The organism is Gemmatimonadales bacterium (assembly GCA_036279355.1).
Taxonomy (GTDB): Bacteria; Gemmatimonadota; Gemmatimonadetes; order Gemmatimonadales; family GWC2-71-9; genus DASQPE01.
This window is the reverse complement of the sequence record DASUJH010000014.1, coordinates 28,455-50,556: the sequence shown is the minus strand read 5'-3', so window position 1 is coordinate 50,556 and position 22,102 is coordinate 28,455. Positions and strand designations below refer to the sequence as shown.

Below are 22,102 nucleotides of genomic sequence, written 5' to 3'. Positions count from 1 at the left end.
CCGTCGGACAATCAACTCCCGTCGTCGACGGGCCCAGGCGCCATGCCCACCCACACCCACTATCTCTGGTTCGAGACCAAGAAGCGCCAGGAGATCATCGACATCACCGACCAGGTGGCCGAGCAGGTGCGCGCGAGCGGCATCCGCGAGGGGATGGTGCTCGTCTCGGCCATGCACATCAGCGCGTCGGTGTTCGTCAACGACCACGAGTCGGGGCTGTGGCAGGACGTCCTGTACTGGCTCGAGCACACCGTCGCCCCGTGGGACCCCGCGCGCTACCACCACAACGAGACCGGCGAGGACAACGCCGCGGCGCACCTCCGGAGCCTCACGATCGGGCACGAGGTGATCGTGCCGATCACGGCGGGCAAGCTCGATTTCGGACCGTGGCAGCGGGTGTTCTACGGGGAGTGGGACGGGCAGCGCCGCAAGCGGGTGATCGTCAAGGTGATGGGCGAGCGCTGACGTCGGTGACGTAAACGTCGCTCTGGCGATCCTCGACCACGACGTACGCGGTCTTGCCGTCCGAGTCCCACGAGCCGCGGCTCGAGGGCTCGCGCGCCGGATCGTCGAATCGCATGATCATCCGGCCGCGGCCGCCGGCCTCCGGCAGCACCCAGAGGCCCGGAATGCCGTTCGGGAGGATCGGCTCCAGCCCGATCGCATTTCCCACGGGCCAGGTGCCGGCATGCACGGCGAGCGCGGCCGAATCGAACTCGGTGCGAATCGGCTGCGCCGGCCCGCCGTCGACCGGGATGAGCATGGCGTGGACGGAGCCGGGAAGCGTGCCACTGTCGGGCGAGAGAATGAGCCATTTGCCATCGCGCGTCCACGCCGCGGGGCCGGTCTTGCCGTAGACCTTCTTCGGCTCACCCCACGATCCGTCGGCGTTTCGGCGCACGACGAACACGCCCCCCTGGCCGTTCGGCGCCTCAGTCTCCGAAAAGCACAGTGCGCGCCCGTCCGGCGACCAATGCGCGTAGCGGTTCTGCCACCGCCCCGCCGCCGCGATCTGCTCGGGGCCGCCGCCCGCCGGCATCACCACGATGGCGCGCCGGCCGCCAGCCCGCACCGCGTGAAACGCGACCTCGCGCCCGTCGGGCGAGGCGACGGGCCAGAATTCGTCGGCCGGATTGCTGGTGAGCTGCTCGGGCTGGCCGCCGGTGACCGGCATGCGATAGAGGTCCTGGTTGCCGTTCCGGTTGGAGTCGAAGTAGAGCCACCGGCCGTCGGGGCTCACCGAGAACGACTCGATCAGCTGATTCCCCATGGTGACCTGGTGCGCCGCGGACATCGACGCCGCACCCTCGGACGGGATCGCGGCGGCCCAGATGTTCGACTGCGTGGTGAAGATGGAGTACGCAAGGCGGCGTCCGTCTGCGGCGAGACTGATGGAGTGCGCGCCGAGTCCGAAGGTGACGCGCGCAGCGGACCCGGCCGGCTCGCCGTGCGAGGTGACGGTGACGCGGTAGACGTCGCGCGGCCCGTCGCGATTGGAGATGAAGAGGAGCCCGCGGCTGTCGGGCAGCCAGGTGGGACTCACGTCTAGCGAGGCGCCGTCGGTGACGTGCACCGGCGCGCCGCCCTGAGCCGGCAGGATCCAGATGGCGCTCGGCCCGATGTTGCCGAGCAGGACGGAGCCCAGGCTGAAGTTCGCGTTGCCGGCGACGAGCGCGATCATCGATCCGTCGGGAGACCAGACGTAGGAGTGCGGATCGTTGCCGCCGAGCGTGGCGAGCGCGTGCTCCGCCCCGCTCTCGTCGTGCACCATCACCGTGTCGCCGTGCGCGAAGACGAAGCGCCGGCCGTCCGGCGCCCAGGCGGCGGATTCCTGGCGCCCCTCCGGCTGAGCCCTCGCGATGAGGCGCGGCCGCCCGCCGAGCGCCGGTACCTCGTACACGCCGTCATCCGTGCTGTAAAGCAAGCGCGAGCCGTCGGGCGACCATCGCGGCTGCCGCTGCGACGCACCGCTGTCGGGCGTGAGCGCGATCGTCTGCGCGGCGCCTCCGCCGCCGATCTGCCGCACGAAGAGCCGCATGCGCTCGGCCGGGCCGGCGGCGTAGGCGATGAACTTGCCGTCGGGTGAGATGGCGGGGTCGAGCTCGAGTCCCGCATCGAACGTGACCTGCGTGGCGCGGCCGAGCACGAGGTCCGGCGGCCCGCGGCGCCGGAGCGCCAGCACCGCGACCGCGGCGAGCGCCACGGCCGCACCGGCGAGCCCGGCCCAGAGCGCCGTGCGCGAGCGGCGCGGGCGGGGCGCCGCCACGACTCGCGTGCTGGTGGGTGTCGTGCCGCCGCTCGGCGTGCCGAGGAGCTCGAGTCGTTCGACGATCTCCTGCGCGCTCTGCCACCGATCGGCCGGGCGCTTGGCCAGCGCGCGCATGATCACTTCGGCGAGCACCGGCGGCACGGCGGGGCGCCGCTCCGTGACGGGCTGCGGCGCCTGCGTCATGTGGGCCGCGAGCACGGCTTGCGCGCTGAACCCGGTAAAGGGCGGCGCGCCAGTGAGCAACTCGTAGCCCAGCGCACCCAGCGCGTAGATGTCGGCGCGATGATCGATGGAGGGATCGGCGGCGGCCTGCTCCGGTGCCATGTAGGCGGGCGTGCCGAGCGCCACGCCCGCGGTCGTGAGCTGCTGGCGGCCGGTGGCCTCGCTCACCGCCTTGGCCACGCCGAAGTCGGTGACGAGCGCATGGCGACCCGAGAGCAGCACGTTGTCGGGCTTGATGTCGCGATGCACGACGCCGTGCGCGTGGGCGTACATCAGCGCGTCGGCCACCTCGGCCAGGATGCGCGCGGCCTCGGCGATCGGCAGCTCGCCCTGCCGCGCCACGCGCTCGCGGAGCGACTCGCCCTCGACGTACGGCATCACGTAGTAGAGAAACTCGGCGCCGCCGGCGGCGTCCGGCGCGCCGCCCGAGTCGAGCAGCGGCAGGATGTGCGGATGCTGCAGGCCGGCGGCGATCTCGATTTCGCGGGAGAACCGCTCCGGGCCGAGCGTGGCGGCGAGCTCCGGCCGAAGCACCTTGACGGCCACCTTGCGGTGGTGCCGCTCATCTTCGGCGAGGTAGACCGTCGCCATGCCGCCGCTGCCGATCTCGCGCAGCAACGCGTAGCGGCCGGCGAGCGCCGCGCGGAGCCGGTCGAGTGGGCTATCGGTCACGGAGAGCGTTGCAGGCGGGACATCATCAAGGGGATGGGCGAGCGCCGACGTCGGCCACGTAGATGTCGCTCTCGCGGTCCTCGACCAGGACGTACACGTTCTTGCCGTCCGCCGCCCAGTTGCCGCGGTTCGCGATTTCGCGAGTCGGATCGTCGAAGCGCACGGCCAGGCGCGCACGTCCGCCCACCGGTTGCAGCCAGAAGCCCGCCGCGCCGGTCGGCAGGATCGGCAGCAGTCCGAGCGTGCGCCCGTTCTCCCACCACCCGGCGTTCACCGTGATTGCCGTCGAATCGAATTGCGTCTGCACCGGCACGGGCGATCCGCCGTCGACGGGAACGATCGTTGCCCTGGCAGCCTTGAAAAGCGTGAGACCGGGATCGGCGTTGAGCAGCAGCGAGCGGCCGTCGGCCGACCACGTGGCGAATCCCGAGCGATCATAGAGCTTCTTCGGCGTTCCCCACGACCCGTCGGCGTTCCGCCGCACGACGAACAGCCCGACCTCGCCCGGCGGCGCTTCGGGCGTGATCGAGAAGGCGATCGCGCGGCCATCGGGCGACCACTGCGCATAGCGGTCCTGCCACGCGCTGGCGGCGGCGACCTGCTCGGCGCCGCCGGCCGCCGGTATCACCAGGATCTTGCGCCGCCCACCCTCGCGCACGCCGTGAAACGCAACCTCACGTCCGTCCGGCGATGGATCCGGCAGGAAGTCGTCCGCCGGGTTGGTGGTGAGCTGTTCAGGCTCGCCTCCGGCGAGCGGCATCCGGAACAAGTCCTGGTTGCCGTTGCGGTTCGAGTCGAAGTAGAGCCAGCGTCCGTCCCGGCTCACCGCGAAGCCCTCGACGAACTGGTTGCCGGTGGTAATCTCGCGCGCCGACGAAATCGACACGGATCCCTCGGACGGCACCGGCACGGCCCAGACATTCGAGCGGGTGAGGAACGAGGCATACGTCAGATGGCGCCCGTCGGGTGTCAGGCTGATCGAATGGACATCCAGGCCGTACGTGACGCGCGCGGCCGGACCGGACGGTTCGCCACTGGCCGTGACCGCGATCCGATAGACGTCGCGCGGTCCGTCGCGGTTGGAGACGAACAGCAGTCCGCGGCTCGCGGGCAGCCAGGTGGGGCTCGTGTTGAGCGCAGCCGCGTCGGTGACGTGCACCGGCTTCCCTCCGCCGGCGGGAACGATCCAGATGGCGCTCGGCCCGATGTTGCCGAGCGCCGCGGCGCCGCCCAGCGTGAAGAGCGAGTTGCCGGCGACCATCGCGATCAGCGATCCGTCGGGCGACCAGGCGTACGAGTGCACATCGCTGCCCGAAAGCACGGCGAGCTGGCGGTCGGTTCCGCCCTCCGCATGGATGAGCAGCGTATCGCCGCGCGAGAACACGATGCGACGGCCGTCGGGCGACCATGCGGCGGAGGCGCCGCCGCTGGAGGATGACGCGTGGGCGATGAGTCGGGGTCGTCCGCCGAGGGCGGGCACGTCGTACAGGCCGTCATCGGTGTGGTAGAGCAGCCGGGTGCCGTCCGGCGACCAGTGCGGCTGCCGCTGCGCGGAGCCGCTGTCCGGCGTGACCGCGATCGCCTGTCCGGCGCCGGCGCCGCCCAGTTGCCGCACGAAGAGCCGCATCCGCTCCGGCGCGCCGCGGACGTACGCGACGAGCTTGCCATCGGGCGAGATCGTCGGGTCGAGCTCGAGCCCCGCGTCGAAGGTCACCTGGGTCGCGCGGCCCAGCACGAGCGTCGGCGGCTCGCGCCGGCGGAGCGCAAGAACGGCCACGGCGGCGAGCGCCACGGCGGCGCCCGCGAACCCCGCCCAGAGCGCCGTGCGCGAGCGGCGCGGGCGCGGTGTCGCGACGAGCCGAGTGCTCGTCGGCGTCATGCCGCCGCTCGGCGTGCCGAGCAGCTCGAGTCGCTCGACCATTTCCTGCGCGCTCTGCCACCGATCCGCCGGCCGCTTGGCGAGGGCCCGCATCACGACCTCGGCCAATACCGGCGGAATGCCGGGCCTGCGCTCGGTGATCACCTGCGGCGCCTGGGTCATGTGCGCCGAGAGCACGGCCTGTGCATTGAAGCCGGTGAACGGGGGCGCGCCGGTGAGCAGCTCGTAGCCCACGGCGCCCAATGCGTAGAGATCGGCGCGGTGATCGACCTGCGGATCGGCCGCGGCCTGCTCGGGCGCCATGTACGCGGGCGTGCCGAGCGCCACACCTGCCGTCGTGAGCTGCTGGCGGCCCGTCGCCTCGCTCACGGCCTTGGCCACGCCGAAATCGGTGACCAGCGCGTGACGGCCGGAGAGCAGCACGTTGTCCGGCTTGATGTCGCGGTGCACGACGCCGCGTCCGTGCGCGTAGGCGAGCGCGTCGGCCACTTCGGCCAGGATGCGCGCGGCGTCGGCGATCGGCAGCTCGCCCTGACGCGCAAGACGATCGCGGAGCGACTCGCCCTCGACGTAGGGCATGACGTAATAGAGGAAGCCGTCGGCCTGGCCGGAGTCGAGCAGCGGCAGCACGTGCGGATGCTGCAGGCCGGCGGCAATCTCGATTTCGCGGGAGAAGCGTTCGGGGCCGAGGGTGGCGGCAAGCTCGGGGCGGAGCACCTTCACGGCCACGTTGCGGTGGTGCCGCTGGTCCTCGGCGAGGTACACGGTGGCCATGCCCCCGCTCCCGATCTCGCGGAGGAGCGCGTAGCGATCGGCGAGCGCGGATTTCAAGCGGTCGAACGACTCGGGCATGGAGGCGCCCCGAAGGGGAGCAAGGAGTATAGGGGGGTGCCCGCGGAAGGGCTACCGGACGCGGGCGAACTTGTAGGGGAGATCGGCCGATGACCAATAGCTGGCGTCTTCCAGCGGCGGCAAATCGAGCTGGAAGTAGAAGCGCATGAGCGCGCGCATCGCGTTGATGGGCGAGATCGAATCGTAGACCAGCCCGGCCGGCGCACCGGGAAACCGGTAGGCGGCGAAGATGTCGAGGCGCTCGGCGACTCGGTCGGGGGGCGCATTGGAGAGCGATGGTTGGTCACGGCCCATCCGGCCATGCCCGTGGTCCGCCTGCAGCATGACGACGAGCGGCCGAGAGCTGTTCGCCGCCATCGCGTCCACCAGGCGATCGACCTTGCGATTCACGCAGCGGATCTGGTCCACGTAGTCCGCCTTGATCTGGAGCGAGTCGGGACCGTCGTCACGCTCGGGCCAGGACGGCCGGCGGTGGCGGCATTCGGCGTCGTACACGTATGGCTCGTGCGGCACGGTGAAGTGCGCGAAGACGTAGACCGGCCGCTGCTGCCTCAGAAGTAGCGGGATCTGCTCGAACTTCCAATCCAGCGATGCCGCGGACTCCGGCGCGTACGGCAGCGCGGCGTCCGAGCAGCGGATGCTGGCGCAGGCGGCCTCCATCAGCGGAAGCAGGATCGTGGTGCGGACCCATGCCGCCTCGAATTCGTGTGTGATCGCCCGCGAGCTCGGCAGCTCGAGATCGGCGTAGCGGTTACTTGCGGTCGCGGGCAGTCCGGTCGGGAGGAATACGAACTCGTATCCCCGGTCCTTGAGGGCGTGCCAGGTGCGATTGTCCTCGAGCACCGGGTAGAAACATTCCCAGCAATGAGAATCCGGGCCCAGCGCCTTCGTCTGTGCGTCGAGGTAGTCCCAGTTGAGCATCGCGGACAAGGCGAGGAACGTCTGTACGTAGTTGGCGTGCGCATTGCCCGGCACGAAGAAACCGCGGCGCCTGAGTCCGTCCTCGAACGGCGTATCGTCGAACCCGAAGTTCGCGCGCAGGCTCTTCGCGCCGGTGTACTTGTCGAGAATCACGACCACGACGTGTGGCAGCTCGCGCTGCGACGAATCCGGATCCACCCCACGGACTGGCGCGCTCCGGACCGGCAGCGGCTGCGCCACCGCGACCGATACGTGGTGCAGGTGGCGCCACGCCAACGTGCCCCCCGACCAGAAGAGCAGTATTCCGCCAAACAGATTCAGGTATCTGGACACGCCTGCGAAGGTGCGGCGGCTGCGGCGCAGGAACAGGTTGAGCACGATGATCAAGAGCGCTGCGCAGACCACCGCCGCAACTTCGCCGGCCACCTCCTGCCGCCACGCGAACAAGTCACCCCAGAACCAGAACGTGACGCAGACGAGCACGGCGAAGCCCGCGCCCGCGGCCCGGCGGTGCGGATCGGGACCGGCCGAGAGCGCGACCAGATATGCCGCGTCGGCGATTGCCGTCGCGAGCAGCAGCGGCCGCAGCAGGTCGTGGAGCGGGATGAGCTCCGTGGCGTTCGCGGAAGCGATTGCAAGGACGGAGTAGAGCGCGAACAGGAACGGATATGGGACGATGTTGAATCGCCTCATGCGCCGGCACCTTTACGCGCACCCGCCCGCGCGAAGAACAGCACCCGCTCCGATTCCGGCAGTGCCTGCCGCTCTACTGCCGGAAACTCGCGCTCGAGCGCCGCGACGAAGGCGGCCTCGGTGTAGTCCGGAAAGATGTCGCGGCGCGCGGCGAGCAGCCGTTGCACCATCGGGTCATCCTTCGGCACGAACTCGACCAGCACAGCCGGGGCCAGTCGGCGGAAAAATCCGGCGATCTGCGCGAACGAGAGATTGTGCCCGATGGCCAGATGGTGAACCAGCGCCAGTGCGAGCGCCATGCCGGCCGGCCCGCGCTCCGGCAGGCTGGCGCGTTCGCGGAGCGCCCAGCCGAGCGGCGGCGTCGGGTTGGTGAGGTCCACGAGGAGCGGGAGCACGTTCCGGTCGGTGCGCTCCGCCACTCTCCTGAAATTGAGCTCGACCGCCGCGGCGTCGGCGTCGAGCGAGAGCACCTTCGCGCCGGCATCGGCCGCAATCCGGCTGAACGTCCCCGTGTTCGCGCCGAGGTCCCAGATGCGGCGCGCGCCGGCGGCGCGCACGCACCGGTCCACGATTTCACGCTTGGCCTCGAACGCGGCGGTGCTGTAACTGTGGGTGCGGTCGTAGTCGGCCCACACCGTTCCGGCGGGCTGCCAGCGGCAGCCCGACACGGCCTCTTCCAGGTGCTCGAGCAGCGATTCGAGCCCGCGGCGGGAGACGGCAGCTGGTTTGGACGGCGGTTCTTGCGCTGCCTCACCGCGGGCGATGCTGCGCGAGTGCAGCCGCAGGTGCACCCAGGCGCTCACCGAGAGCGGCGCGCGCCAGCCGAGCAGACGGCTCGCCAGCCCAAGCGGCAGCCCGTCGGGATAGACCCGAAGCAGCCGACTCAGATCGGGCGCGACGTGCGCCATGAGCAGCAGCGGCGCGAGAAAGTGCTCGCAGAACTGGCGGTATGCCGGCCACGGCGTGCCCTCGACGTAGCGCTCGAACGAGAGGGTGTCGATGAAGACCGGGTGCGCGCCGTCGAACTGCACATTGAAGGCGGACGCGTCCTTGAGCAGCATGCCGCGCGCGAGCGCCCGGCGCGCAACGGCGAGCGTGCAGAGCGCGGCCGCACGAAGCTGGCCAAAGCACCACTCGTAGGGATACGACACGAAATCGACGCGCGTGGGGGCGATGATGCGAAAGGCGCCGGCCGCCGCCGGGTGGGGCGTCGCGACCTCGGCGTGCGGGACGAGAAGTTGGGCGGCGACGAGGTCGTCGTAGAGGCCGCCCGACATGAGCTGGGTGTAGTGCTCGGCGTAATCCCGAGCGATGTATCGGTAGAGGATCCCGTCGTGCTCGAAGACGAAACCGCTCGGGTCGCGAAAGGAGGCCGCGAGCCGCTCCAAGTTACCGGCCCGCGATGCGCGCGACGAGTCCGTGCACTAGGGATGTGGCGCGCCTCCACCACCGCTTGGCGGTGAGGAGCCCCGCCAGGAAGCCGGCCGCGGCGACCTGGAACACGATGCTGCCGACCGATGGATCAACGTAGGCGTGGAGCGAGCGCGGCAACAGCAGCGCCACGACGCCGACCAAGCCCAGACAGGTCAGCAGCTTGGAGCCGGGCGACTCGGCGCGGGGAGCGGATGGCATCGAGCAGGGACCTCCGGCGCGGCGCGGAGGCGCGCCGGCAGATTGTCAGTTTTCCGATGGGGACACAAGCGGTCCAGGCGCAAATGCGGTGCCAGCCAAGCGCCCTCACATCATCCGATACTTCGGCCCGCTCCCCCCCTCCCGCGGCGTCCACCTCGGCCCCAGCACGTCGGTCGCCTTGCAATCGACGCAGTTCGGCGCGTTGACCCGGAGCTCGTCGCCAACGCGCTCGTACACCGCCGCCGGACAGACATGCGAGTAGAACTCGGCCACCGCGGGCGTCACATCGGGACCCACGAGCAGATGACTCGGGATCGTATCGCGCGTCGCGTTGCCCGACTTGAAGACCGCATCCACCTTGCTGAACGTCAGCGCGCCGTCGGGCGTGAAGGGCTCGACCGGCTCCACGGCGCGCGGCGTGCTCGCGTCGGCGGCCATGGCGATGGGCGCGCCCGGAAAGCGGCCGCCCGTCGCCGTCATCAGCACCGCCTTGGCGCCGCCCACGAAGAAGCCGTCCTTGAACGCGAGTCGCATGTTGCGCGTGCGGTGCAGGTCGGAGACCACGTAGCTCCCGCGGAGCGCCGCGTCGTAGCCCGCGAGCGCCGCCGCGTCGTGCGCGCCGCGCTCGAGCGCCCCGGCCGCCGCGCGTGCGGCGAAGATCCCGGATTGCATCGCGTAGTGAATCCCCTTGAGCGAGGGCACGTCCACCAGGCCCGCGGCGTCGCCGATCAGCAGGATGCCGTCGCCGTGGTTGCGCTCGGGCAGCGCGAAGTAGCCGCCCTCGGGAATCGTCTTCGCGCCCCACTCGAGCATCTGGCCGCCCTCGAGCTGCCGGCGAAACAGCGGGTGCAGCTTCATCCGCTGCATCAGCTCGAACACGTCGAGCCGCGCATTGTGATAGTCGAGGCCGACAACGAGGCCGAGCGCCACCTGCGTGGGCCCGAGCGGATACATGAAGCTCCCGCCGAAGGCGTCGCGCGGGAGCGGCCAGCCCAGGGTGTGGACGATCTGGTCGAGCGGGCGCCGAACCTCCCACACCTCCTTCACGCCGAGGGCAAAGATCTGCGGATTGGACGAGCCCACCTTCTGCCACGAGCGCCATGCCTGCGCCAGCATGCCGCGGGTGCCTTCGGCGATGACGGTGACCTTGGCGGTGAGGTCGGTGGGCTCCTGGTAATTGGGACCGGGCTCGCCGTCGCGCGTGAGGCCCGAGGGCGCGGTGCGCACGCCCCGGACCCTGTCGCCCTCGACCAGGAACGATTCGACCGGAAAGCCCGGGAACAGATTCACGCCCGCGCTTTCCGCGCGCTCGCCGAGCCAACGGACGATCTCGCAGATCGACGCGGTGTAGAAGCCGGCGTTGTGCATCGTGGGCGGCGTGGGGATCCGCTGCGCGCGGGTTTTCGTGAGGACGTACACAGCCTCGCCGCTCACCGGCTGGCGGAACGGCAGCTCGCTCACGTCGACGTCCGGAAAGAGCTCGCGGAGTGCGCGCGGGTTCACCACTGCACCCGACAGGCTGTGCTCGCCCAGACTCCCCGCCTTCTCCAGCACGCCGATCTGCGCCTCCGGCCGGCGGCGCGCGAGCTCGATGGCGCAGGCGAGGCCGGCGGGCCCCGCGCCCACGACGAGCACGTCCATCTCGATCGCCTCGGCGCCCGGCGGCTCGCGGCGGATGATGCGGTCGAGGGGGAGGTCGCGCTGGTGTCGGACGGGGAGAATGGGCGGCACGAGCGGCGGCTCCTCGGATGGTGGGGAACGGTGCGGCGGACCGCGGGCAATATAGCCGCGGCCCGGCGACCGTTCGCCTCTACGTCCGCCGCCGCTCAGGCCCTTCCCAGACGCCGATGGTGTGCCGCCGCTCGGTGCCGTCCCAGATGGCCCGCCGGAGGTTGAGCGTGGGATACCGCATTCGCGCGAACGACGGACGCCTGAGCGCCACGTACACCCACGCCGCCACGAGACCGTAGGCGAGATGGCTCACGACCGTCACCCAGGTGCGGGCGTTGGCAAACCAGGGGAACACGGCCGTGAAGAAATAGAAGTTGATGAAGTAGAGCGCGAGCCCGAAGATGAGCCCCGCGAGGAGTGCCCACCCGCGGCGCATCCGCGCGATGATGAGGCCGAGGATGAGCCCGTAAATGATGGCGAGCACGAAGTGGACGATGAATCCGGTGATGATGACGCCCGCGCCCACCGGGACCGGGCCCGTGAACACGCCGCGACCCGAGATGATGCCCGCCATCCGGCGCAGCGGACTCGCGGCTCCGCCGCCCATGGCCGCGGCGGTGAGAATGATCTGGAGCACGACGTAGACGACGCCGCCCACGATGCCGCCCCAGACGGCGGCCCGCCCATCGAACGTCCAACGTTGCTCGCTGCCGGGGATCGCTTCGGCCGCCTCGCCCTGCACCGTCATGCCGCCCTCCCATCGCCCGCAACCCGTCCGCCACTTCGAATATTCATTTCGACGGCGTTTGCGCGTGTGACCCCCGACACCCTCCGCGGCGCGTTATGTTTGCCGCATGACCTCCCCGACCCCACGAAGCCCGACGAGCCACCGGATTCCCGGCTTCCGCGCGGTGCCGTTCACCGGCGTCATCTACGTGATGGCCGAAGCGGCGCGCCACGGGTACCGCTACGGGCATCCCGACTGGTGCAACCTGGGACAGGGACAGCCGGAGACGGGGCCGCTCCCCGGCGCGCCGCCCCGCGTGGAGCAGGTCGCGATCGCTCCGGATGACCAGGAGTACGCGCCGGTGGCGGGGATTCCCGAGCTCCGGCGTGCCGTGGCCGATCTCTACAACCGGCTTTACCGGCAGGGGCGCGCGTCGCTCTACACCGAGCGCAACGTCTGCATCTCGGGCGGCGGCCGCGCCTCGCTCACCCGCGCCGTCGCGGCGCTCGGCCACATCAACCTCGGCCACTTCCTGCCGGACTACACCGCGTACGAGGAGCTGCTCGACATCTTCAAGCTCTTCACCGCAATCCCGATCCTGCTCGACGGCGCGACGGGCTATCGTTTCGGCGTGGACGAGCTGCGCCGCGAGATCACGGGGCGCGGACTCTCGGCCGTGCTGCTGTCGAACCCGTGCAACCCGACCGGCAAGGTGATCCAGGGACCGGAGCTCGAGGCGTGGGTCGCGGCGTCGCGCGAGCTGCAATGCTCGCTCCTGATCGACGAGTTCTACTCGCACTACATCTGGTCTTCCGAGGATGGCGCCGAGATGGTGTCGGCCGCGCGGTATGTGGAGGACGTCGACGCCGATCCGGTGGTGCTGTTCGACGGATTCACCAAGAACTGGCGCTACCCCGGATGGCGGTGCACCTGGATCGTGGGGCCGGAGGCGGTGATCGATGCGGTATCGAGCAGCGGCTCCTTTCTCGATGGCGGCGGCAGCAAGCCGCTCCAGCGCTCGGCGGTGCCGCTCCTGTCGCCCGACATCGCGTGCGCGGAGACAGGCGCGATCCGGCGCGCGTTCAGCCGCAAGCGGCAGCTTCTGCTCGACGGGCTTCGCGATGCGGGCATGCGGTTCGATCTCGAGCCCGAGGGGACGTTCTACTGCTGGGCCGACGTGTCGGGGCTCCCGGCGGGCCTTGATGACGGAATGTCGCTCTTTCGCGCGCTGCTTGAGCGCGGGGTTATCTGCGTGCCGGGCGAATTCTTCGACGTAAATCCGGGCAAGCGGCGGAGCGGGCGCCCGTCGCGGTTCAAGCGCTATGTTCGCTTCTCGTTCGGGGCGGAGGAGGCGCAGGTGGTGGAAGGGGTGCGGCGCGTGCGCGAGGTGGTGCGGCGTGGCTGAGGAGGTGGACGCGGGACCGCCGGGAGCGGGACCGCCGGGAGCCGCGCTGCCGGGGGCCGAGCTCATTCATGCCGGGCTCGACGACCTCGCCCGCGGCCGCGGCCGCGGAACGATCGAAGCGCTGCTCGTGTCGATCGGCGCGCCGCGCCTGGGCATGTGCGGCATCAAGCTGACCGATCCGCTGCCGGACCCCGAGCATCGGCTCGTGGCTGCCGGCCGGCTCACTCGAGCCGTTCACCCTGTCGCTCTCCGAGCTCTTCCGCCCCACCTGACGCTCGGGCCGTCGTGCGCACGACGACCTCGTGCCGCGCGCCGTCGTCCACCAGTGGAATGGTCGCGCCGGCCACCACCGTGCCATCAACCGTGAGGCCGGCGCAGTCGCCGGCCGTGCCGCCGGCCGGAAATACCGTAATCGCGTACACGCTCCGCCCGTAGCGGTACTCGATCGCGTACTCCCGCCACTCGGCCGGCACGCAGGGACTGATCTCGAGCCGGTCGCCGCGCTTGGTGAATCCCAGAATCGCCTCGAGCCCCACCCGGTACATCCAGCTCGCCGAGCCGGTGTACCAGGTCCATCCGCCGCGGCCGACCTGCCCCGCCGCCGTGTACACGTCCGCCGCCACGACGTACGGCTCGACCTTATAGGTCTCCACGCCCGCGGCCGTGGCACCGTGCGTGAACGGATTGAGCATCTGGTAAAGCGCGAACGCGCGGTCGCCTTCGCCGCGGAGCGCGGTGGCCAGCACCGCCCAGAGCGCCGCGTGGGTGTACTGCGCGCCGTTCTCCCGCACGCCGGGCAGGTAGCCGCGGATGTAGCCGGGGTCGTGTGGTGTGACATCGAAGGGCGGGGCCAGGAGCTGGATGAGCCGCGCGTCCTCGCGCACCAGGTGCCGCTCGAGCGAGCGCATGGCCCGCGCCTGCCGCTCGCCGTCGCCGGCGCCCGAGATGACGCTCCAGCTTTGCGCGATCGAGTCGATGCGGCACTCGGCGTTCATCGCCGAGCCGAGCGGCGTGCCGTCGTCGAAGTAGGCGCGGCGGTACCATTCGCCGTCCCACGCGTGATGGTCCGCTGCCTCGGCGTACGCGCGGGCGCGCGCCCGGAAGTCGGCCGCGGTGACGACATCGGCCCGCGCGTCGGCCAGGTCGGCGAAGGCGCGGAGCGTTGCCGCGAGGAACCACGCGAGCCACACGCTTTCGCCCCGCCCCTCGACGCCCACGCGGTTCATCCCGTCGTTCCAGTCGCCGCACCCGATGAGCGGCAGCCCACGCACGCCCGCGGTACACGCCTTCCGGAGCGCCCGCGCACCGTGCTCGTACACCGAGGCGCGCTCGGCGGCGACCTCGGGCAGGTCGTACGCCTCCTGCTCGTGGGGCGCGAGCGGGCGCATGGTAAGGAACGGCACGACCTCGTCGAGCACCGATGCATCACCCGTGACACGCACGTAGTGGCGGACGACGTACGGCAGCCACACGAGATCGTCGGAGAACCGGGTGCGCACCCCGCGCCCGCTCTGCGGGTGCCACCAATGCTGCACGTCGCCCTCCACGAACTGGCGCGCGGCCGAGCGGAGGATGTGCTCGCGCGCGAGCGCGGGCTCGGCGTAGACGAACGCCATCGCGTCCTGCAGTTGATCGCGGAAGCCGTACGCCCCGCTGCTCTGGTAGAGCGCCGATCGGGCCCACATGCGGCAGCCGAGCGCCTGGTAGAGCGCCCACTGGTTGAGCATCGCGTCGAACGCCGGCTCGGGGGTGCGCACCGACACGACCGAGAGCCGGTCGGCCCACTGTTTGGTGGAGCGCATCACCGCGGCGCGCGCCCGCGCCACGTCCGCGTAGCGCTCCGCGGCCTCGCGGGCGCGGGCCTCGCCGGGCGCGGCGCCGAGCGCCACGGCGATTTCGCGGGTCTCGCCGGGCGCGAGGGTGAGCTCGCACTGCAATGCGGCGCACGGATCGATGCCCGCGCCGGTGACCCCGGCGAGCGGCGACTGGCGCAGGCCCGCCGGCGCGGCCACGGTGCCGTTCCGCCCGAGGAACTCGCGCCGGCTCGCAGTCTGGCTCGTGACCGGCTCGCTCAGGGCGCAGAACGCGGCCCAGTCCGCGAACTCGGGCGCGAAGGTGTTTCGCGCGAACATGGCGCGGCATTCGGGGTCGAACAACGTGCGCACCTGGTGCTGGGTGTGCTCGCGCAGCACGCCGAGCGTCCACTCGGCGTAGGCGGTGACGGTGAGGTGGCGCGTGACGGAGCCGTCGTTGGTGAGCCGCAGCAACGCGAGCTTCACCGCCGCGTCGTCAGCCATGCCGAGCGTCAGATGCGTCGCGATGTCCGACTGGGTGCGCTCGAACGACGACGTGCCCGCGCCGTGGCGCACGGTGCAGCGGCCGCCGTCGCGGATCGGCGCGGGCGTCGGGCACCACACCTCGCCGGTTTCGTCGTCGCGCAGGTAGATCGCGTCGCTCACCGGGTCCGCCACGGGATCGTTGTGCCACGGGGTCAGCCGGTAGAAGTAGCTGTTGCCGGCCCAGGTGGCGCCGGCACCGCTCTCGGAGACAATGAACCCGCCGTGCGGGTTGGCGACGACGTTGACCCAGGGCGCGGGGGGCACCCGGTTTTCATCGATGCGGATCTCGTAGGCGCCGTCGGCCGCGAGCCCGCCGAGCCCGTTGTCGAACCGGAGCGGCGCCGCGCCGGGCGACGCGTTGGGCACGCCATCGCGCGTGAGCGCTGCGCCCGACGGCCGCGCGGGCCGGAGCGGTTCGGGCGCCGTGGGCGGCTCGGCCAGGTGCTCCCGGACCCACTGAAGGGTGAGCGTGGCGGCCGCCGTGATTCGCCCAGCGGCGCGGTGCGCGAGCGGCGGCGGCTCGGGCGTCGTGATCTCGGGCGGCGCCTCCGGGACCGGGCGCACGGTGTCCATGACGCGGCCGAGCGCGCGGCCGTCGCAGGTCAGGTGGACCCGCGCGGTCGCGCGCAGCATGAGCAGCTCGTCGGGGCGGAGCCGATCGCGCCGGCGCACGAACACACCGCCGGGCAGGTCGGCGGCGCCCGCGTCGGCGGAGGCGAGCAGCGCGGCCATGATCCGCTCGTGCAGCGCCTGCAGGTAGCCCGACGGCTGCGCGTCGAGCACGACGAGGTCGACCATCATGCCGTGCCGCCGCCAGTAGTGATGGGCCGCGAACAGTTGGCGCAGCGTCGGCAAGCCGTCGGGCGAGTCGATCGTGGCGAGCAGGATGGGCCAGTCACCCGAAATGCCCTGAGCCCAGAGCAGCGGCTGCGAGCCGTCGTTGCGCGCCAGCTCGTCGGCCGGCGCGCGCAGCGCGGGGCTGCCGAAGAAGAGCGACCCCGCGAGGTCCTGGAACACCGCCGCCTCTGCGGGCGCCACGCCCAGCTCGCGCAGCTCCATCTGGGTGGAGGTCCACGCCAGGTCGAGCGCGCGCTGCGCAGCGTGCGGCTCGCGGTAGCGGTCGGCCAGCTCGAAGGCACGCTCACGCGTCGTGGCGACGAGCGTGGTGAACGCCACCGCCGCCGACTGCCCCGGCCGGAGCCGCACCCGCGCGCGCAGCGACACGATCGGATCGAGCACTGCCCCGGTACTGCCCGAGAGCGGGCCATCGGCCTCGAGCGCGACCGGATCACGGGTCGAGCGCCCGCGGCCGACGAAGCGCGCGCGGTCGGTCTCGCACGAGACGGGGCCCGTCCGCTCGGGTCCCGCGGCCACCACGTGCACGCACCAAAGCGGCGCGTCGGCGGCGGCGCGCGGGCGGCGGGTGGCGGTGAGCGCGGTACACCACTCGTGCCACTCGGTCTCGACGAACAGGTTGGCGAACGCCGGGTGGACGCGGTCGGCGTCGGGCGGCGCCATCACGATCTCGCCGTAGCTCGTGAGCTCGACGTCGCACGGCTCGCCGCCGTTGTTGGTGACGGTGACGCGGCGCACCTCGGCCGCGTCCTCGGGCACCACGGCGATCTCGGTGCGGGTCTCGATCGGCCCGTCGGCGCGATGAAAGGTGATCCGGTCGCTGGCGAGCTGCGCCCGGTACCAGTCGGCCGGGGCCGCCACCGGCTGGTGCGCCGCCGACCAGACGCGGCCGCGGGTCACGTCCTTCACATAGCAGAACTGGCCGGTGTGGTCGCGGGTGCCGTCCGCGCGCCAGCGGGTAACCGCCAGCTCCCCGTAACGGCTGTAGCCGCCGCCCCCGTTGGTCACCATGATGGTGTACGGCAGCCGGCCGAGCAGCGCCACGTGCGGTGTCGCGGTGTCGGCGGTGTCGAGCTCGCGCACAGCGGGGCGCTCGAGGTCGGGATCGGGCAGCGCTTCGTCGGGCCGCACGGCCTGGGGCTCCTGTGGCACGAGGCGGCGCGGGATGCGCTCCTGAAGAAGGAGATCGACCGAGCGCACCAGCGGGTCGGCGTGGAAGCGCCGCTGCCAGCGGTCGGCCGTGAGCGCGTTGGCGAGCGCGACGAACCCCATGCCGATGTGGTGCGCCATGTAGGTTCGCACCACGGCGTAGCGCTCGCCCGGATCGGGGCGGGTGTAGTCGATCGCATCGCGGAAGCCGTAGCGGCCGAGCGCGCCGCGGCGCTCGAGCGCCGTGAGATTGGCGAGGGCGCGCTCAGGATCCACCATGAGCGCCAGCGCGGAGGCGTAGGGCGCCACCACGAGGTCGCGGCCGAGCCCGCGCTTGAGCGCCAGGTCGGGCACGCCGAAGGCGCGGTACTGATACGTCAGGTGGCGGTCGCGCAGGTTGTAGGCGCTCTCGCTCACGCCCCAGGGCGCGGCGCGCGCGACGCCGTAGGCGATCTGCCGGCGGAGCGCGCCGTGGTAGGTCTGGTCGAGCAGCGTGTCGGGAAACGACTGCATGACGAGCACCGGCATGAGATACTCGAACATGCTCCCGCTCCACGACACGAGCGCGGGCTCCCCGGCGGCGTAGGTGAGCGCGCGGCCCAGCCGGAACCAGTGCTCGACGGGCACGTCGTTCTTGCCGATGGCGACGAAGCTCGCGAGCCGGGCCTCGGAGGCGAGCAGGTCGTAGTACGAGTCGTCGAGGGTGTGGGTGCCCTGGTCGTAGCCGATGGCGAAGAGCTTCCGGGTGCGGTCGAAGAGAAAGCTGAACTCCATCTCCATCGCCCACGCGTAGGCCCGCTCGGCCAGCGCCTCGAGCCGGGCCGCGAGCACCGCGGGAGGGGGCGGGGCGTGCAGGCGCGCGGTGTGCTCGGCGACGAGACACAGACTCCACTCGATCCACTCGAGCTCCGGCTCGAGCGTGACGGCCGCCGGCACCGCGTCCGGCACCGCGTCCGGCACCGCGTCCGGCACCGCGTGCGGCTCTGCGTCGCGCGCGGCGCCGGCCATGGCGGCGCGGGCCCGCTCGAGCGGGGCCGCCAGGCCAGCGAGCGCGCCGGCCGGCGCGTCCGCCAGGGCGAGTGCCGTGCGGGCCGCGCGCAGCTCCTCGCGCGCGATCACCGCGGGCGCCCCCGGCACGATGGCCAGCCGCTCGTCGGCGAGCGCGAGGGCGGCGTCGAGCGCGCGCCAGACCCGCGCGTCGAGCGTGGATTCGTTTGCGATAGCGAGGCAGGCCTGGCGCAGCGCGATCAGGTGGCCGGCGAGATTGCCGCTGTCGACGGTAGAGATGTAGGCCGGCTCGAGCACCGAGAGGTCGCGCAGATCGTACCAGTTGAACAGGTGGCCGCGAAAGCGCCTGAGCCGCTCGAGCGAGCGAAAGGCCAGCTCCAGCCGGCGCACCATCGCGTCCACGGTAAGGAAGCCGAGGTCGTATGCGCTCACCGTGGCGAGGAGCTGGAGCCCGATGTTGGTGGGCGAGGTGCGAAGCGCCACCGCCCGGGCCGGGTCTTCCTGAAAGTTGTCGGGCGCCAGCCAGTGCGTCGTCTCGTTGACGAAGCGGTCGAAGAATCGCCAGTGCAGCAGCGCGTAGCGCAGCGCCTCGGCGCGGCGCGCGCGCGGCAGCCGCCGCTCGCGCCGCGCGGCGGGCGCGCCCAGCGCGTGCGCCACGGCGGGCGACGCGATCCAGAGCGCCACCAGCGGCAGCGTCGCGAGCGCGAGCGGCCAGGGCGCCGGCGCCGCGGAGGCGGTGGCGCCCGCGTGCGACAGTACACGCCACGCTACTCCGGCCAGGATGCCGGCGGCGAGCGCCACCGCCGGCGCCATCGCGTACCATGCGCCGCGCGCCGACGTCGACGCGGTGCGCTCCACCTGCGATGCGGCCTGCCACTCGAGCAGCCGGCGGCGCGAGACCAGCAGCCGCCACAGCGTGCGCAGGATCGCGTCGGCAGAGTTCCACGCCTGGTGCGGCAGGAACGCGATGGCGAGCCCTACCTGCTCGGCGCTCGTCACCACGTCGCGATCGACCGCCGCGTAGTAGGCGCGCCATGACTTGTCGAACGGCGGCCGGAGTCCGGCGAGCAGCAGCGCCACGATCCACGGCGCCGCGATGGCCGCGAGCCCGAGCACCGTCCAGTGAAGCGGTGAGCCGGGCAGAATGGTCCAGCCGGCCACCAGGAAGGCGAGCTGCGCGATCTCGACGGTGCTGCGTCGCAGGTTATCGAGAATCTTCCAGCGCGAGAGCAGCGAGAGCCGGTTGCGCTCGCGGCCGGTGGGCCCCGGCACCCATGGCGTGAGCCACGGCAGCAACTGCCAGTCTCCTCGGATCCAGCGATGCTTGCGGCGGGCGTACGTGAGATAGCGGGCCGGGTAGTCGTCGTACACCGTGATGTCGGTGGCGAGGCCCGCGCGGGCGTAGCTTCCCTCGATGAGGTCGTGCGAGAGGAGGGTATTCTCGGGAAAGCGGCCATGGGTGGCCTGCTCGAAGGCGTCGACGTCGTAAATGCCCTTGCCGGTGAAGCTGCCTTCGCCGTAGAGGTCCTGGTACACGTTGGACACGGCGGTGGTGTAGGGGTCCACGCCCGGATGCCCGGAGTGGATCGCGGCAAAGTACGAACGGTGCGCGCTCGGCAGTGTCACGCCGACCCGCGGCTGCAGGATGCCGTAGCCGCGCACGACCCGGCCGCGCTTGGGGTCGTAGACGGCGCGGTTGAGCGGGTGGGCCAGCGCGCCGATCAGGAGCGGCGCCGTGTCGGGTGGCAGGACGGTGTCGGCGTCGAGCGTGATGACGTAGCGCACCTGCCGGATGCGCGCCGCGTCGCCGACCACGGCGGAAAACGCGCCGTCGGCGCCGCCGCGGAGAAACCGGTTGAACTCGGCCAGCTTGCCGCGCTTCCGCTCCCAACCCATCCAGACGCCCTGCCGCGGGTTCCAGCGGCGGGGCCGATGAAAGAGATAGAAGGCGTCCTCGGCGTCCGCGGGTGTGCCGGCGGCGCCTCCGGCATACCGCGCGTTGAGGGCGCGCACGCCGGCCACCGCGGCGTCGACGATCGCCGCGTCGCCCCCGACCGCTTCGGACGGCGCATCGGTGAAGTCGCTCAGGAGCGCGAAGTGCAGGTGCCGCTCCCGGTTGGCGAGGAACTGCGCCTCGAGATCGCCCAGCGCCTCATGGACCGATTCGACGCTGCCGAAGAGCGTCGGGATCACCACCGCGGTGCGGTACTCGGGCGGCAAGCCGCCGGGTTCGCTCAGGTCCAGCTTGGGGAGCTCGCTCGGCGGAAGGAACGCGGTGATGAGCTGGTTCACCACGCTCACGGCGATCTCGGTGGCCGGGATGAAGGCGAAGAGCAGCACCGCCCACCAGCCGGCCCGCGCCGCGGACCAGGCTGGCCAGAGCACGATGGCGAGCGCCACGATGGTGCTCACGACGATGCCACCCACGAACACCACGTTGGGGTGGCGCAGGACCCAGCGGTGCACCGCCTCCTTCACCGGCGGGCGATAGCGGGTGGCGCGGTCGAGCGCGGGGCGCCCCTCGCCCACGATGTAGTAGCCGACGTGGGCGCGGCGCGGGTCGGCGTCGTGCGTGCCGGCGTCGTCGCGCGCGGCACGCGCCAGGTCGACCGCGCTCCGCGCCACCGCGTCCTCGCTGCGGCCGGTGCGCTTCGCGATCCGCTCGATCGCGTGGCGGTAGCGGTCGCGGGTGGCGAAGGTCATTCGCCCGTACACGCCGGCTGGATCCTCGCGCAGCGCCGCCTCCATCACGCTCTGCCGCTCGACGAAGGTCTGCCATTCCATCCGGGCGACGGCGCGCAGGCTGGTGATGCTGTTGGCCACCATGACCTGGGTGAGCGCGGTGCGCTGGCCCGCGCTCGCGGCCGCGTCCTCGGCACTCAGGCCCTCCTCGCCGATCCACTGCTCGAGCCAGGCGAGCGAGGGAAGGTCGCCGCGCGCGAGCCGGAGCTGCTGGAGGAAGCGGGCCACGAAGGTGGGGGTGAGCGGCGGCGGGTGGGCGAGGAACTCATGGAGCGTGGCGCCGTGGGCGGCGGCGCCGTGGGCGTTGCCCGGCGCGGCGCCTTCTTCCGCGGCGGCCGTGAAGCGCGCGGCCCAGCGGTCGGCGCGCTCGAGATCGTCGAGCCGGTGCAGGGTGCGGAGCGCCATGCGGCGCACGCTCTCGAGCAGGCCCACGCGGAGCATGGCGGGAATGGCCCAGAGCTCGCCGATCGAGAGCGGTGTCACCTGCTGGAACGCGGCCACGATGCGGCTCACGTTTTCGAGGTCGATGCGGCCTTCGGTGTGCGAGATCAGTGTGATGGCAAGCTCGTACACCCGCGGATAGCCGGCGAGCGGCCCGCTCGCGAGCTCGGGTAGCTCGCGGTAATAGCCGCGCGGCAGGCTCTCGTGCACCTCGCGGATGTGCTCCTGCACCACGTAAGCGTTATCGAGCAGCCATTCGCCGGCGGGACCCACGTCCGCATCGTGCTCGGCGGCCGCGGTGAGCCGGGCGTAGGCATCGTCGAGCACGCGGCGTGTGCCGGTAAGCCGCTCGAGCAGCAGCGCGCGGCGCGCCCGCCGTCCGCGCGGCACCACCGCCTGCGCGCGCGCCACCGCGCGGCCGCGCTCTGCCAGGTGCTCGGCGCCGAGCAGCTCGCCGCGGAGCGGGCCGGCGACGAGATCGTCGCGGCGGTCGGCGCGGCGCGAGAGGCGCCGCGCGAGGTGGCGCAGCGGCGCCGCGGTCGGAAAGTTGAAGGGCACGCGGAGCCTAACCGGCGGCGGGCGCGGCGGGCGGTGCGGGTGTGTGGATGGGCATCGTCGCGTGCAA

The 22,102-nt window shown here is 71.7% G+C and carries 10 protein-coding genes; 2 read left to right on the top strand and 8 right to left on the bottom strand.

The window, feature by feature from the left end:
• Positions 1–42: 42 nt before the first annotated feature.
• Positions 43–465, top strand: a complete 423-nt coding sequence (locus tag VFW66_03260) for a secondary thiamine-phosphate synthase enzyme YjbQ (GenBank protein ID HEX5385702.1) — start codon at positions 43–45, stop codon at positions 463–465.
• On the opposite strand, the gene VFW66_03255 is transcribed toward VFW66_03260, so the two are convergent.
• The 7 genes from VFW66_03255 to VFW66_03225 form a co-directional block, all read right to left on the bottom strand.
• Entirely contained in the window at positions 443–3,163 is a 2,721-nt protein-coding gene (locus VFW66_03255) for a protein kinase (GenBank protein HEX5385701.1), read from the bottom strand. The two genes, VFW66_03260 and VFW66_03255, sit on opposite strands and share 23 nt — an antisense overlap.
• 25 nt (positions 3,164–3,188) lie before the next feature.
• Positions 3,189–5,894 (bottom strand): protein kinase, encoded by a 2,706-nt coding sequence (locus VFW66_03250; protein HEX5385700.1) that lies wholly within the window; start codon positions 5,892–5,894, stop codon positions 3,189–3,191.
• Positions 5,895–5,945: 51 nt separating this feature from the next.
• Entirely contained in the window at positions 5,946–7,508 is a 1,563-nt protein-coding gene (locus VFW66_03245; GenBank protein HEX5385699.1) for a sulfatase-like hydrolase/transferase, read from the bottom strand.
• A complete protein-coding gene (locus tag VFW66_03240) occupies positions 7,505–8,896 on the bottom strand; it encodes a class I SAM-dependent methyltransferase (GenBank protein HEX5385698.1) in 1,392 nt (463 codons plus the stop codon). The genes VFW66_03245 and VFW66_03240 overlap by 4 nt, the downstream gene beginning before the upstream one ends.
• Position 8,897: 1 nt before the next feature.
• Complete coding sequence (locus tag VFW66_03235; protein HEX5385697.1) at positions 8,898–9,140, bottom strand: hypothetical protein; 243 nt, start codon at positions 9,138–9,140, stop codon at positions 8,898–8,900.
• Positions 9,141–9,245: 105 nt separating this feature from the next.
• Complete coding sequence (locus VFW66_03230; GenBank protein HEX5385696.1) at positions 9,246–10,871, bottom strand: electron-transfer flavoprotein:ubiquinone oxidoreductase; 1,626 nt, start codon at positions 10,869–10,871, stop codon at positions 9,246–9,248.
• Positions 10,872–10,950: 79 nt separating this feature from the next.
• A complete protein-coding gene (locus tag VFW66_03225; protein ID HEX5385695.1) occupies positions 10,951–11,559 on the bottom strand; it encodes a hypothetical protein in 609 nt (202 codons plus the stop codon).
• Positions 11,560–11,665: 106 nt separating this feature from the next.
• Here VFW66_03225 and VFW66_03220 point away from each other — a divergent pair, with 106 nt between their 5' ends.
• Positions 11,666–12,943: a pyridoxal phosphate-dependent aminotransferase gene (locus VFW66_03220; protein ID HEX5385694.1), complete on the top strand. Its 1,278-nt coding sequence runs from the start codon at positions 11,666–11,668 to the stop codon at positions 12,941–12,943.
• A 221-nt stretch (positions 12,944–13,164) separates the two neighbouring features.
• On the opposite strand, the gene VFW66_03215 is transcribed toward VFW66_03220, so the two are convergent.
• Positions 13,165–22,035, bottom strand: a complete 8,871-nt coding sequence (locus VFW66_03215) for a glucoamylase family protein (GenBank protein HEX5385693.1) — start codon at positions 22,033–22,035, stop codon at positions 13,165–13,167.
• Between the last annotated feature and the right edge of the window lie 67 nt (positions 22,036–22,102).